Raw genomic sequence first — 14,737 nt, forward strand, 5'->3', positions numbered from 1 at the left:
CTCCGTACCTCCGTCACCCCGCTATCCTACCCCACCCTACGAAAGTTGAGGGTGGGGACAGCCGCGCTCACGTTCTAAATGAGGGCGCGATCGCAGGTATTGGTGTGGGGTGTGGGTGTCTTACTTTTCACGGTATCAGATAAGAGTCACCTATCCTTTAGATCTTAGATAACGTTCGATCGCATCACTTGCTGCTGCTACCCCATCTTCTTGGTGCACAAGCTTTCCCACCTCCGCCGCTTTGATCCCATACCTAGGCTCAAATAATAATTGCTTGAGTTCAGCCGCCACCGTATTCGCACTATACTCATGTCGAGCCAGGGTACGCGCCACCCCTAACCGTACTAACCGCATCGCATTATCCGGCTGATCATGAGCATAAGGTATCACCAACATGGGACGCCCAGCACGCAAGGCTTGTCCGGTTGTCCCAACTCCCCCATGATGCACAATCGCCGCCGCATGGGGGAAGATTTGTGAGTGCGGTGCATAGTCAAGGACAATCACCCCTTTGGGTAACTGTTCTAACGGTAGATTGGGGACTCCCTTGCCCACCAGTAAAACAGCACGGTATCCTAACTGTTGAGCCGCGATCGCACCTTCTAAATAGAAATTCCCTGGAGTCCACACCATTAAGGAACCCAAGGTAAATACAATGGGTGGAGAGCCAGCATCGAGAAACTGGGCTAGTTGATCAGATAAATCCTCCTGTTTTGCGCGATCGTAAAAGGGAAACCCCGTAACCTGAGTTTGGGAATGCCAATCCGGTTGCGGCGATGCTAGAACCTGAGAAAATAGCGCCAGTACCAAATCCGGCGAATGTTGACCTTCAAACACTGGATCATCGCCCGGTGGTAAACCCAATTCCCGACGCAATTGGCGCACTGGCGCACTCCATAAACGGGTTTGCCAACGAAATTGGCGCAGGCGGGAATCATTGGCGACAACGGCTAACGCTTGTTCATAAGGGGAAATAGTCGTGGTTGAAAGGGTTTGGGAATCATAAGCCGACATAAATAGGATCGGAGAGAGAACCGTTGACACCCAAGGAATCCCCGTTTTTGCAGCAACCAATGATCCAGCAAAGCTTAAGTGGTGAGTGAGCAGTAGATCCGCACCACGTACCGCATCAACTAAAGCATTGTACGTCGCCCTGAGATGGGGCATTAATAGATAACAGATTGTGTATTCACTTTCCCGGCGGAACTCTGACAGGATTCCGATAAACTCGCCATCCTGCTGCATATCAATCGGACTATCGTATCGAACCGGAGAAAACTCAATCCCTTCGGCTTCAATCTTGTAACGATAAAGCTCACTTGTGGCAATAACAGCGTGATGTCCTCGTGCTTGCAACTCCAGCGCGATCGCCATATAGGGATGAATATCGCCATAAGAGCCGTAGGCTGTTAAAACAATACGTTTATTGGTCATTTGTCATTTGTCATTCGTCATTTGTCATTTGGTGATTGGTGATTTTCGAGACGAACCAGGGTACGTCTTTCCGGGGCGGGTTTGACGATTATCCTTTTTTGAGACCCTGATGTTACTAAACCCGTCCCTACCGAGTATAAAGACGTAGCTTACTACGTCTGGAACATTTCATTTCCCTCATCCCCCCGTCAACCCCGTTACCTCATCTCGTAACATTCCCGCTTAATCTTGACAACTAATGGTAGTATTATTTTTTAGCCTATCATTGACTTTACAGAATAGCGATGGTGAAAGCCCCTGTGTTTTAACCAGGGGATGAAACTTAAGCGTTGCGTTCAGCAAAGCAACTTTAGTTGCGAGTCTAATCTATCCTGAAAACACTCAAACAATAGTGTAGTATAATGAGTGTTAGATACATTGCAAGGGTCGAGCAAATGTTTAGTTTAATTTACGAGTTTAAGTTAAAACCAACTAGCGCCCAAATAGCCACTTTTGAGGAATGGCTAGAACAATGTCGCAGGGTATACAACTACGCTTTAACTGAGCGCAAAGATTGGGTTAATAGCCGTAAATGTCCGGTAAACGCTTGCTCGATCAAAAGTGAATACATCATACCAGCAGATCAATCCGCGCCTAATTATTCAAGTCAATGTGAAAATTTAACCCAAGCTAAAAAGAATATCCCTGCACTAAGGATGGTACACTCACAAGTGCTACAACAGACCCTAAAGCGGCTACAGTTAGCATTTGAGGGAATGTGGAAGAATGGGCGGGGATTTCCACGGTACAAGAAAGCAGGTCGGATGCGGTCATTCGTATTTCCATCAATGGGGGTAGCCCCCATTCAGGGGAAGTATGTCAAGCTAGCCAAAATTGGGCTGGTCAAGTTCAATCAATCTCGCCCAATTCCCGATGACGCAGCGATTAAACAGGCGCGGGTTGTGAGGCGGGCGTCCGGCTGGTATGTACAACTAACCTGGCAATGGAAAGTAGATGTACCCCAGATTAATTCATCGGGTACATCGATAGGGATAGATGTCGGTATTAGCCATTTTGCCGCCGTATCTAATGGGCGATTGTTCCCCAATCCAAAGCCGTTTAAGCAACTAGAAAGCAAGCTTAAATCGCTGCAAAAAAAGGTAGCTAATAAACGGTTTGGGTCAAACAATCGCGCCAAGGCACTTCTCGAAGTGGCACGACTACACGAGCGGATAGCAAACACTAGGAAAAACTACCATTGGGAGTTAGCCCATAACCTTTGTGACTGGGCTGACATGATATTTGCTGAACAACTCAACCTCAAGGCACTATCTAGAGGCTTCTTAGCTAAGCACTGCCTAGATGCGGGGTGGGGTCAATTTCTAGATATCCTTTCCCAATGCTGTTTTAAGCGGGGCAAATATTTCCAGAAAGTACCCGCTGTAGGTACGAGTCAAACCTGCCCCAAGTGCCTAAAAGAGACGGGAAAGAAAAAGCTCTCTCAACGGGTACACAAGTGTCAGCATTGCGGGTATACGGCTAATCGGGATGTTGCCGCCGCTCAAGTAGTCGAGATTAGAGGTAGAACAGCCGTGGGACACACGGTGGTTAAGCTTTCTGAGGGTAAAGGTTCCGTCCTAGAAGACGATAAACTCTGCCTCCCTGTGACGGAAGAATCCCCCGCGTTTTAACCGGGGGAGTGTCAACTCTAGGTCGAATTGTCGCCATTGCTATCAAAGACGATGCCAGTCTTAATTTATCGGATCTGGGCAAAAAAGCTTGTGAGTCTTTGGGAAGTCGCCTGATTGATGACCTGCAATTTCGCAGTTCTTGGGCGATAATTGGTCAAACGGGTGCTGCACTGGGAACGGCAGAAGAAAAGCTCTCCAACGAGTCGTCTGTTAGCTGTTCGCGTGGGATTACGGCGACAAAAGTTAATCTCCCTAGTTTTGTCGTAGCCGCGACATCAGCGGGGAATAATTGGGGTAACATGGCTCAAGTTACCTGTAATGGGGAACTCATTCCTTTGGCGGGAGGATATCAGCGCGGTTTAAATGTTGTCGTTTTTGATCAGTCCAATGGACGTCTACTTCAGAGTCAATCTTTTGATCTATATGCTGATCCGGCTAACGCTGATGCCTTTGCCCACTGGATAGACACTATACCCCAAGGTCGGGTGGTTGCGATCGCGGCTAAAGATGACGCCAGCCTAAATCTCTCTGATCGCGCCAAAGCCGCCTGTAAATTGATTGGTAGTACTCAACTTGAGCGTCTTCAATTTCGTGGTTCTTGGGCGATTGTCGGAGTCAAAGGCGCTGCTGAGGGTGCAGTTATCGAAAATCTGCATAACTTTGGATCAGTTTCTGTCAAAGCCTGGTTTCCCTTGGTTGAATCTCCCCCAGTCACTCCATCCGTGGCTCAACCCGTAGATCAATCGATAGAATCCCCCGAATCAGGTTCAGGGGACAAGAAACGAATGATAATTATCGGACTTCTGCTGGCTCTTGTCGTTATCGTTATCATCGGGACTATTTTATTTAGCCGAGACTAAGGCATATAATTAATACTCGTTACCTCAACGATTCCGAAATCTGCCATCCTCATTTTCCCGCACAAATATATGACGGCTTTTTACGCCTACCTACTATTCGTGAACCGACACTCTTAAGGAAAAAATTAATGCTAGGACTATTATTATTTCTCGTATTTTTAACCTTCTCCAGTCTGTTATTGTATGACAAAAAACAATTCCCGCGCTTCCGGCTAAAAGGTTCGCCACGACAGGTTCTACCACCTCAATCTCCTATCCCGCAATCTTCACCGCCAACAGTATCTGATATTGACTCAGGAAGTCGTCAGGCAATTTCTACAACCTTATCGGATCTCGCCCAATTACAAGCGGTGCAGGAACCAAATGAGCAACTTATCGCCCAAGAATCCTCTAAATTTAACCAAACCATTATCAACGAAGCCTTACAGGGTTCACGAGACGCCATTTTTGCCAAAATTGAGGAATTTATTCAAACCCAGCGCCAAGTTTCCGGTGCTTATACTCCCCTCTATGATCTCTTAAGTGATTATCCGTTTCGAGTCGGAAAAATGCTGCGACCAACGATTTGTATGAGTGTCGCCCGGGCGGTGGGAGGAATGGGACATTCGGCATTAACTGCCGCCGCCGCATTAGAACTGTATCACAATGCGTTCTTAATTCACGATGACATTGAAGATGAGTCCGAGTCCAGACGCGGAAAGGGAACATTACACCAAATGATTGGCATTCCTCGGGCGATTAATGTCGGGGATGCGACGAATGTTTTAGCCGTAGGATTGCTGCTGGAAAATTTGTCCGTGCTGGGTGTATCTAAGGCACTGAATATATTACATGAAATTGAGTTTATGGCGCGGCAATCTGTTGAAGGACAGGCAATGGAATTGGACTGGGTGGCGACGAATCCATCCCATCTAAGTGACCAAGATTATTTTACAATGTGCGTGAAAAAGACCTGCTGGTATTCATTTATTACACCCTGTCGAATTGGTCTAATTGTCGGACATCCCGCCGCAAGCGTTCAGGATTTAGTCGAACCTTTAGCCGGATTAACCCGGTTTGGTATGATTTTAGGGATCGCCTTTCAAATCCAAGATGATCTGTTAAATTTACAGGGTGAAATGGAGTCCTATGGCAAAGAGATTGGCGGTGATATCTACGAAGGTAAACGGACATTGATGCTGAACCATGTTTTAGCCCACAGCAAACAGGAATCTGATAGAATGCGGGAAATTCTCGCTCTACCCCGCGCCCAAAAACATCCTGATCATGTTGCTTTTATTATGGAGCAAATGCAGCGGTGCGGCAGCATTGAACACGGCTGGAATGTGGCGCGATCGCTCGCCCAAAAAGCGGCTAAAATCTTTGATTCCTTGGAGTTCTTGTTCCCGGAAACGCCTCTGCGACCTGGAGAACAATGGGTATCCCCTGTTCATGACCGTCGATTTCTTAAGGAGTTGATTAATTATGTAATTTATCGAAGTAAATAGACTTGAATGAAATTAAATGAATCTCGATTAGAATAAGAGAACTCTCATTCTTAGAGGGGTTGTCAAGTTCATGAAGTTTTAGGAAAAACTTGACGCTTTCAAAAACAAAAACGAAAACCACGATGACTTATAAGGACTAAATAAAATGGCTCACATTAAAGTCGAAACGGTCGATCTAAACCACTGGCAAGAAGAATCTTATGAAAAAGGTGCAGGCAAATGGGATATATCCCGAAATGGACAAGAAGTGATCCAGAAAAAGAATGGCAAACCCACGCTATTTTACAGCCCATTTAATGTTTTTAATACCAAAGTTACAGGAAAAATAAGCGTCGGCAATACAGGTGATGATGATTTTATTGGGTTTGCTCTAGGATTCCACCCTGGAGACACCACCAATAGTTCAGCTAAATATCTGCTCGTCGATTGGAGGAAAGGTCAACAGAAACGGTGGGGGAAACTTGCCAAAACCGGATTAGCGGTATCCTTAATCGATGGAATTCCTAAAGATGAATCTGAATTCTGGGGTCATACAGGTAAAGTGACTGAACTGGCGCGTGGAAAAACCCTGGGCAACAAGGGATGGCAAAAAAATGTCGAAAATACCTTTGACTTTGTTTATACAAAAACTAATCTGCAAGTCTCAGTTAATGGCAGTTTAGAAATTGATATTGACGGTGATTTTAGTGAAGGGCGAATTGCTTTCTATAACTTCTCCCAAAATAATGTCACCTACAAAGCCTTTGAGAAAAAAGTACTTCCGTCGGGTCAATTGGAAGTCCATGCTATTTCTGAAGAAGGGGTAGAATTCAATAATCCAATGGATACCGATGCAAAAATTAAAGTGACCCCTTCTGGTATCTGGTCAGTGAAAGACGGATTAGACATTACCGCCGCCGGAAAGCCAGGAGCCTATCTGCTGAGTCATGTTACTTATACTCACAATACTCCTTATGCACTGGTTGCTGTGGATAAACGAAGTGGTGAAGTGATTGAAGAAATCAGCAGTGCGAAGACTCTCAGCCTCAAAGCAGGTCAAACAGTAATCTTTAAAATGAATGATGAGCCAGGGTGGTATTGGGATAACAAAGGGTGTATCACTGTGGATTGGATGGTTCTGGATTAACGGGTTATTTGTCCTTTGTTTTTGACTTCTGATTGATGTAGAGACGTGCCATGGTGCGTCTCTACTACATTCTCTACTACCTGTTCGTTGTTCCTCAGATTAAGTCAATGTCATTCAACTTAACGAAAATTTGTAAGCCAAAGAGCTTATAAACATAAGATAATGATTAAAATGGACGGAGTAAAACGCCGTTCTAACAGGTGTTAAATGAGTCAGCGCTTAGAAACAACCCTTGCCCTGCCCCAAGTAACGTTAAAAATTCATTCCGGTACAGACTTGGTTTTACAGCTATTGATCCGGAATCAGCTTCATGAAGCCGTACTTTTACGTCCGACTCTAGATGATTGGGTTCTCAATGACAACAATATTTTGCCAATCGTTAGTCGTTTAGAACCCACTTATGTTTATTTGTTTCCAGAGTATGAGTTGACCTGTCAGTTAACTGTTTCAATTCCTGAATATTTGCCGACAGGAACAAGCCTGACAACTTGGTTAAGATTTCCGGGTTGGCGAGAAGACGCCATCCCCATCCAAGTGGAAATCTTAGAAACCACAGAAAACAGCAACAGCACGCCAGTAATACATCCCTTAATGGTGACCTTTCCGCCTCCGAGGGACAGCCGGGAAAACTATTTAGGAACGGCTGAACCAACCACAGCCGGAATCTTTGGTCTCATGTCGGGATTAATGGATCTAGATAAAATTCCCGCCCGTTGGTTGATCGCAGAACTGCTAACACGGCTGTGCCAACATGGAAAAGATTATACCCAGACACCTGTAGGTAATGAGTTACTCAACCAACTGAGTCGCACCCAATTCTTTAAAAATGGGGTTTATGCCTTTGCCTCCGCCCAAGTTCCGGCTTGGATATCGAGTAGTTTATCCATGGCGAATACTCTCCTCGCCGCCCAAATTGGACAACGGCATCTGCTTTCATTATGGGAAGAGTGGTTGTGGGATTTAGCCGAAACTGATATCGAAATAGCAGGAGAAGCACAGGCGCACAGGAGCCAATTTGTAGGGGCGGGTTTGACTGATAACGTTACCCAAGAAACCGATAACTTGACTAAACCCGCCCTTCTTAGGGAGCAGAGTTTGACTTCCCAATCCCCAATCCCCAATCCCCAATCCTTAAATTCAGCCGAAGAGTGGTTTGCTGGACTGATTTTGGGACTTGCCCAGGTGTCACCTAGAATGGCGAAGAGTTTCCGTGCGATCGCAACTCAGGAATCAATACCTATTATTGATAATACAATTGCCACCCAAGCCAGCTACAGTTTAACCACAGGATTACCCGGACTCGATGCGCTTCCGGGGCGTTGGTTGGTTGTGGAACTACTCATCCTGCTGGCACAACAGGGTGATACCTATAGCCGCACTGAATCCGGTTGCCAATTACTCAATCAACTCAGCCGTACCCGTTTCTTCAAGAACGGTGTCCTCGCCTTTGCCTCAGCACAAGCCCCCCGTTGGCTGGTTATCAGTCAATCGGCGGCGGCGGCGTATCATTCCTCTCTCGGCGTGCAGATGGGGCAAGGGGGATTACTTCATGTTGGGGAAAAATGGTTGTGGACATTAGTTCCCAATACCTTAAACGTTAAAGGGATGGACAACCCGGTTTCTGTATCCGATGCGGCAACAAAAGCCTTCGTCACGGAACTGGGAATGGATGCCCAACGCTGGTTTGTGGGTATTCTATTTGGACTGATTCAGGTGTCACCAAAGATGGCGAGATATGTAAAGGCGATCGCAAATCAAGCCCCACCCCCTCTCACTCCCACCCCTGTTTCCCCAGTCGTTTTCGACGATGTTCTCAATGAAGGAGGTTCTCTGGCGCGATGAATATCAACGAACAACTCCTGCTTAACCGTGTCGAAGCCCTACGCATTCCCCTAGAAGATCCTGGCTTACCCCTGGATTGGAAGGATTGGTATCACTTTATTTTGCTGGATCTGAAAACGGGAATCCGCCTACTCGTCAATGCTACCCTCATCGGCAAACCGGAACAGGGGCAGATGCAAGTCAGCTTTATTGCCAATTTGCCCTCCACCGAAATTCCAAAAGAACTTGAATCTGACACCTCGGTGGCAACCTTTGGCACAACCTTTAGCCTAGAATGGCAACCTGACATGGTATGTCGTCACCCATTACGTCTACAAGGTAGGGGGATTAATTTAGAAATCAACGGCATGAACTCCGTTGTCAGAGTCCACGACGAGAGGGCGCAGCTTTCCCTCAACGTTCAAGGAGAAGCCGCAGCCATGCCCCTATTAGTAACTGAAGATGCACCATTCGGTAGCGGCTTTATTGGTTGGGGGTTAATCCCAGGATTAAAAGTTTCGGGAGACGTATCCGTTTGTGGGCGATCGTTTCCCATTGATCAAGACTGGTTTTGCTATCACGATCGCAATTTTGGTCGTTTTCGCTGGGGCGAGGATATTGGTTGGGAATGGTTCGTCGCTTATGTTACTGACAAGAAAGGCAGATCCTTCACACTCGTGTTAGATAAACGCACGAATAAAGAGCATTCAATCAGTGGCTTACCCTATATTTTTATCTATTCAGGTACTCGATTGCGTAAGGTATTTTTGGGTTCTACCTTACAGATTGATTGGGATTGGTCTGCTTCTGCTAGTTTGCCTTTACGTCTACCTGGAATCATGGCATCACTCTTTGCTGACCGCACCTTAAGTATGCCCCAAAGTTTACAGGTTAAAGCCGCTGATGACCACGATCAATTGTCACTAACCATGGCATTTGAGGCAACAAGTGAGTTAATTGTACCAGATAATCAGAGTCGCCAATATACCTTTATTGAGGAAGTGACAGGTTCTGTAGAAATGACTCTAGTCCTTCAAGGTGAAACTTTACAAGCAAGGGGATTAATGTATGGAGAATATGTTCATTAGTTTGTCGTGTGTCTTCGCTTCTGGCGTTTCTGGCACATTAAAGCGCCAAGGGGGTACGAGTAACAACCAATATCCCCACCGACAGCGATACGCTGTTCTTGGTGTCAAGGGATCGTAACAATTCGTACACCTATTTGGAAGTTCCCCCGACAGTGCTTGAGGCACTCAAGCATCAGCCGCAGACGAGGTGACGTTTTGGGTTGAGGTGTAGAGACGTAGCATGCTACGTCTCTAAAGTAAGGAATCAATTCGGCTAATGGTATTGTTGAACAGATCTTTTCAGATGCGGGTGAAGGAAGAAGGAAACAATGAACCATAACGAAGCCCATCTCCATATCACTGTCCAGTCGGCGGCTTATGACCAGGGAAATTCGGCTCGGATTACCGTAAACGACGAAGAATTCGGGTTTGAACCCTACAATCGCGGACTGAATGTGGCGGTTATCCATGAAGTGACCGGTCAAAAGCTTGGTGGTGCAACCTTTGATACCTTTGGTGATCCCAGTTGTGCGATCGCCTTTGCTGAATGGGTGGAGAATCTGCCTGTTGGTCGGATTGTCGCGATCGCGCTGAAAGATGAGGGGACTGTTTATCTGGATGAGCGGGCTAAAAATGCCTGTGCTGCTTTGGGTGCTTATTGGGTGTATTATCTGCAATTTCGCAGTTCTTGGGCGATGATTGGTCAAAAGGGAGCGACACCGGGAACGGCGGTTGAGGCTTTATCGGATGAGCATGGAGTAACCTGTTCTCGTTCCTTTACGCTACCCTCGATTTTCACAGATACGGCGACAATTTCGGCGACATCGGCAGGTGGAGAGTACGGCTTTTTGGCTCATATTAGCCGTAATGGAAACATTATCCCGATTCAGGCAGGATATCAGCGAGGGTTAAATTTGGTGGTGTTTGAACCTGCTACTGGCAAGCCGGTGTTGAGTCGATCCTTTGACTTATTTGCTGACGCTTCTGTTGCTGACGCCTTTGCCCAGCAGATTGAAGGGATACCGGATGGGAAGATTGTCGCGATCGCACTCAAAGATGATGCCTTTGTCAATCTCTCAGAGCGTGCCAAACAAGCCTGTCGCGCGATCGGTAGCCGTCTCATTGATGGATTGCAATTTCGGGGGGCTTGGTCAATTGTCGGCTATAAAGGCGCTTCTCCGGATGCAGTGATTGAAAATCTGAATAATTCTGGGTTCACCTCCGTCAAAGCCTGGATGCCTTTAGTCATACCCTGCCCAACATGGCAGCCCAAACAAAAGCTACAACCTGCTGACTTACGCGAAAAAGGTATCTTTGGCAGTGCTATTGCCATGAGCGGAGATACCGCCATTATTGGGGCGCGTTTGGCTCAAGTTGATGGTTGTCCGGCTGTGGGCAGTGCCTATATTTTCCAACACACAAACGGAGTGTGGATTCAAAAACAGAAACTCCAACCGCCTGGGTTTGGGCGTCAAGATGTCTTCGGTAATGCTGTTGCCATTCATGGAAATTTCGCTATTGTGGGTGCCTATTTTGCCGATGCGCCAGATCGCCCCAATGCCGGGTGCGCTTATATTTTCCAACAGGAAAACGGAGTGTGGAGGGAAACACAGAAACTCCAACCCGCTGATTTACAGGGAAATGACTGCTTCGGGAGTGCGGTGGCGATTAGTGACAACATGGCGATCATTGGTGCCTATACGGTAGACGCAGAAAGTCGCCCCGATGCAGGGAGTACCTATATTTTTCAGTTAGAAAACGGGGTATGGCAACAACAACAGAAGCTGCAACCTGATGAGTTAAAGCGCGGTGATGGTTTTGGTGGTGCTGTTGCGATCAGTGGGGAAACCGCGATCATTGGGGCGCGTCTTGCTCAGGCGGATAGCCATCAATATGCGGGGAGTGCCTATATTTTTCAGTTAGAAAACGGGGTATGGCAACAAAAACAGAAGCTGCAACCGACTGACTTACAGTATGGCGACAACTTCGGCAACGCGATCGCGATTAGTGGCGAAGTCGCTATTGTGGGTGCTTATGGTGTCGATGCTCAAAGCTGTCCCGATACTGGCGCTGCCTACATTTTCCAACGCGAAAACGGGGTGTGGCAACAAAAACAGAAGCTGCAACCTGCTGACTTACAGCGTCGCGATGGCTTTGGATGTTCCGTCGCGATTCAGGGACAAGTTGCTGTCGTCGGGACTTCCGATGCAGGAAGCGTCTATATTTTCCAGTTAGAAAACGGAGTATGGCAACAAAAACAGAAGTTATACTCCCCTGAGGCGCAACCAAAAGACTGTTTTGGTTATGCCGTTGCTCTGAGTGAAGGAGTCGTGATTACTGGGGCGCATAATGCTGATGCTCAAGGGCGTCCTTATGCTGGCAGCGCTTATATAGCATGTCCATAGTCAACGTGAAATGAACGATGACCAGTCAATCTCAATTAGAGCAATCACTATCGACTCGCTTTTTAGTAGCCTTACTGATTGCTTCAGTCGCGTTTTTTTCTGTTTAAATCAGTCAATATAGCCAAGAGAGAATCTACCGTTTATGCCAATCCATTTTTTTTAGGAGTAGAAACAATCAATGAAGCGTCTGGTTATTTGTTGTGACGGAACCTGGCAACAGTTAGCGAGTCCTTGTCCAACTAATGTGGTTAAGATTGCCCAGGGGGTTAAATCCACTTGCTCTTTAAATATTCCCCAGCTCGTCTTTTACAATGAGGGAATTGGTACAGAGAACCCAATCGCCAAGATTTTTGGTGGAGCTTTTGGCAAAGGAATTGATCAAAATATACAAGACTGCTATCGCTTTCTTTGCTTAAACTACGAACCCGGGGACGAAATATATTTGTTCGGTTTCAGTCGCGGCGCTTATACGGTTCGTAGCTTAGCTGGAATGATCTTTAACTCAGGACTATTACCGCGTGACAAGATTCGCCAAGCTCCTGAAGCTTACCAGAGATATCGCTCCCGTAAAAGTGAAGATAAACCCGATTCCGATAAGATGGAACAGTTCCGCCAGGAAAATAATGCAGAGCAAGTTCCGATTACGCTTCTTGGCTGCTGGGACACAGTCGGTTCTCTAGGAATCCCTAATATATGGACTTTTTTCTCCTTAGACCAAAAGATTAACCAAAAATACGCATTCCACGACACTTCGTTGAGTCCTATTATTAAGAATGCGCTACACGCTGTTGCCATTGATGAGCAGCGTCAGGTTTTCGACGTTACACCCATGGAGATAAGCCGCAGGAATGAATATAAAGGTGAGTCTGTTGATCAATTCCTGCGTCAAGTGTGGTTTCCGGGTGGTCATGGAGCGGTTGGCGGTGGGACTATGGAACAGAGTGGTTTCTCGGATGGAGCATTGCAGTGGATGATTGACTCCATTGAGCAATTGCGCCAGCAACAGCGTCTTGGGATCGAACTTGATCCAACGGTTATCGAATATGGCATTCATCCTGACCCAACTATCAAGTTTAGCGCTGAACCGCAGACTCTTATTGGTCGGTTAACCTTCAAAACTGGACGCAAGATGCGCGAAGTTAGTGATGACTTTGATGATCTGCATGAGAGTGTTAAACAACGTTGGCAAAAAGTCTTGGATTACCGACCTTCAAATCTGGCAAAATTTAAATCTCTATTAGATAAAGACGAAGGGATATAGACGCTCCAGTAGATTCCCGCTGGGTGACATGAATCCATGTATTCCCCAAAAATTGAGAACCGCCATACCCGATAAAACAATTCTCTGGTGAATTCAAAACTCAGTCTGGGCGGGCGCGAGTCACATCTTTTGTGAGGTACAAAACGATAATAGTGAAACCCGCCCCTACACAATCACTCACCATGCCCTCGACGGTCATGAAAGGTCAAAATCTCTAAGCTATGACAACAAACTCAAACACCATGATTAATCCAACGGCTGATCAAATCGCTCAAACAAAAAAAGCGATTGAAAACTACTACATTTCCTGGATATGCCACCCAGACAAACGCGAAGGAGTCGCTCCCTTTTATCAGATGCATGAACCGGGAGAATCAATTCGCGGAACAGTCATGATCTTTCATGGCTTCTCAGCTAAACCGATGCAAATGTTTCTTGTGGGTGATTACCTCTTTCGCAATGGGTTCAATATCTATCAAATTCCCTTGGCTGGTCATGGGTTTGTACCACCTGATAGTTATTGGCCCCAAGTTGACCTCAAGCCGAAATTTCGTGACCCCCTCCGTGAAGAAGCCCGAAAAGATGCCGTTTTAGACCTTTTCTTGTCTAATCGTGATTATAAATCCCAAGGGCAATTTCAGCGATTGACAACGTTTCAGAAGATGGCTCTGATTGGTCGGATCATAAAAATGGCACCTCAGCTATTGGATATGGCATTGGCAATTGAGCGACCCAATGACCCCGATTTTGATCGCTATTTCACGTCGTCCCATCTACAGTATTTGACAGATGCACAGGAACGTCTGGCAGAACTGGATGCGATGCCAGGACCGATTTATACGGTGGGACTTTCTGTTGGTGGTGCAGTTGCCCTAGGGCTGGCGGCGTCTCGACCTGACCGGATTAAAAAGGTGGTGGCTTATGCTCCACTTTTGGAAGTGTCTAATGAAATTAATGAGCGTTACATTAACCTCACAGGTCCCTTGGACTTGAAAGAATTTTCTTGGGAAAACAATATTACTTTTCCTGTAGGATGTTTAACGGCTGCTAACCGTTTTGGTGCCTTTGTTCGTAGTGATAAAAATCGAGAAACCTTAGAGAAAATTCCCACATTTTTGGTATTAACGGAGAACGAAGACGCGGCTGATCTTAAAACCAACCAAAGATTCTTTGAGCAGTTGGGTGGGAAAGGCAAGGGACACTGCTACTATCTCTATCCTGCGAGTGACCTTGTACCTCATCCTATGGTAGATCCGACAGAAGTAAGTCAGGGGATGACGAATCGTTTCTGGAAGAGTTTATATCAGGAAACCTTCCGCTTCCTCACGACAGGTGAGGTTGATGCGGATAATATGAGCAACCTTGAGGAAGCACCGGATTTACCGCCGATTCCGACTTATTCGTAACGTGGTGAGACACAGCTAGGTTGATGGATTAGTGCAGAAATTGTCGGGGCGCCTCGTCTTGCGCCCATTAAACCTGTAAAATCTATTCCATCAAATTGGGCGGGTTTAGTCCCATCTAGGCGAGGTAAAAAACGATAATAGTCAAAAGAGCCCCTACACAAGCGCCATGATACCTCTGGAATACTTCCTCAACCCCAATC

At 46.4% G+C, this 14,737-nt stretch carries 10 protein-coding genes; 9 read left to right on the top strand and 1 reads right to left on the bottom strand.

The annotated features are described in order from the left end of the window. Window positions 1-150 precede the first annotated feature (150 nt). Window positions 151-1,434 (bottom strand): glycosyltransferase, encoded by a 1,284-nt coding sequence (locus ACLGGO_RS27320; RefSeq protein ID WP_446421648.1) that lies wholly within the window; start codon window positions 1,432-1,434, stop codon window positions 151-153. 434 nt (window positions 1,435-1,868) lie between these two features. Between ACLGGO_RS27320 and ACLGGO_RS27325 the strand changes: the two genes are divergently transcribed. From ACLGGO_RS27325 to ACLGGO_RS27365, 9 genes are all read left to right on the top strand, one after another. Next, complete coding sequence (locus tag ACLGGO_RS27325; protein WP_446421649.1) at window positions 1,869-3,104, top strand: RNA-guided endonuclease InsQ/TnpB family protein; 1,236 nt, start codon at window positions 1,869-1,871, stop codon at window positions 3,102-3,104. 8 nt (window positions 3,105-3,112) lie between these two features. After that, a complete protein-coding gene (locus ACLGGO_RS27330; RefSeq protein ID WP_446421650.1) occupies window positions 3,113-3,964 on the top strand; it encodes an interleukin-like EMT inducer domain-containing protein in 852 nt (283 codons plus the stop codon). 128 nt (window positions 3,965-4,092) lie between these two features. After that, the gene (locus ACLGGO_RS27335; RefSeq protein WP_446421651.1) at window positions 4,093-5,451 is read left to right on the top strand and encodes a polyprenyl synthetase family protein; all 1,359 of its coding nucleotides are present in this window, start codon (window positions 4,093-4,095) and stop codon (window positions 5,449-5,451) included. 145 nt (window positions 5,452-5,596) lie between these two features. After that, window positions 5,597-6,577 carry a hypothetical protein gene (locus tag ACLGGO_RS27340; protein ID WP_446421652.1) on the top strand — a complete coding sequence of 327 codons (981 nt, stop codon included), beginning with the start codon at window positions 5,597-5,599 and terminating at the stop codon, window positions 6,575-6,577. A gap of 207 nt (window positions 6,578-6,784) precedes the next feature. After that, window positions 6,785-8,419 (top strand): hypothetical protein, encoded by a 1,635-nt coding sequence (locus tag ACLGGO_RS27345; RefSeq protein ID WP_446421653.1) that lies wholly within the window; start codon window positions 6,785-6,787, stop codon window positions 8,417-8,419. Further along, complete coding sequence (locus tag ACLGGO_RS27350) at window positions 8,416-9,486, top strand: hypothetical protein (RefSeq protein ID WP_446421654.1); 1,071 nt, start codon at window positions 8,416-8,418, stop codon at window positions 9,484-9,486. Before ACLGGO_RS27345 ends, ACLGGO_RS27350 begins: the two co-directional genes overlap by 4 nt. A gap of 308 nt (window positions 9,487-9,794) precedes the next feature. Beyond that, a complete protein-coding gene (locus tag ACLGGO_RS27355) occupies window positions 9,795-11,870 on the top strand; it encodes an interleukin-like EMT inducer domain-containing protein (RefSeq protein WP_446421655.1) in 2,076 nt (691 codons plus the stop codon). Between the two features lie 178 nt (window positions 11,871-12,048). After that, on the top strand, window positions 12,049-13,131 hold the full coding sequence (locus ACLGGO_RS27360; protein WP_446336132.1) for a DUF2235 domain-containing protein: 1,083 nt from the start codon (window positions 12,049-12,051) through the stop codon (window positions 13,129-13,131). Window positions 13,132-13,352: 221 nt separating this feature from the next. Next, window positions 13,353-14,537, top strand: a complete 1,185-nt coding sequence (locus ACLGGO_RS27365) for an alpha/beta hydrolase (protein ID WP_446421656.1) — start codon at window positions 13,353-13,355, stop codon at window positions 14,535-14,537. Window positions 14,538-14,737 lie beyond the last annotated feature (200 nt).

The sequence above is a fragment of the Coleofasciculus sp. genome, from assembly GCF_046565525.1.
Taxonomy (GTDB): Bacteria; Cyanobacteriota; Cyanobacteriia; order Cyanobacteriales; family Coleofasciculaceae; genus Coleofasciculus.

What these genes read in the sequence shown, in the direction of transcription:
- ACLGGO_RS27325 (WP_446421649.1), top strand. Translation starts at nt 1,869, where the DNA reads ATGTTTAGTTTAATTTACGAGTTTAAGTTAAAACCAACTAGCGCCCAA.
- ACLGGO_RS27350 (WP_446421654.1), top strand. Translation starts at nt 8,416, where the DNA reads ATGAATATCAACGAACAACTCCTGCTTAACCGTGTCGAAGCCCTACGC.
- ACLGGO_RS27360 (WP_446336132.1), top strand. Translation starts at nt 12,049, where the DNA reads ATGAAGCGTCTGGTTATTTGTTGTGACGGAACCTGGCAACAGTTAGCG.
- ACLGGO_RS27320 (WP_446421648.1), bottom strand. Translation starts at nt 1,434, where the DNA reads ATGACCAATAAACGTATTGTTTTAACAGCCTACGGCTCTTATGGCGAT.
- ACLGGO_RS27355 (WP_446421655.1), top strand. Translation starts at nt 9,795, where the DNA reads ATGAACCATAACGAAGCCCATCTCCATATCACTGTCCAGTCGGCGGCT.
- ACLGGO_RS27365 (WP_446421656.1), top strand. Translation starts at nt 13,353, where the DNA reads ATGACAACAAACTCAAACACCATGATTAATCCAACGGCTGATCAAATC.
- ACLGGO_RS27335 (WP_446421651.1), top strand. Translation starts at nt 4,093, where the DNA reads ATGCTAGGACTATTATTATTTCTCGTATTTTTAACCTTCTCCAGTCTG.
- ACLGGO_RS27345 (WP_446421653.1), top strand. Translation starts at nt 6,785, where the DNA reads ATGAGTCAGCGCTTAGAAACAACCCTTGCCCTGCCCCAAGTAACGTTA.
- ACLGGO_RS27340 (WP_446421652.1), top strand. Translation starts at nt 5,597, where the DNA reads ATGGCTCACATTAAAGTCGAAACGGTCGATCTAAACCACTGGCAAGAA.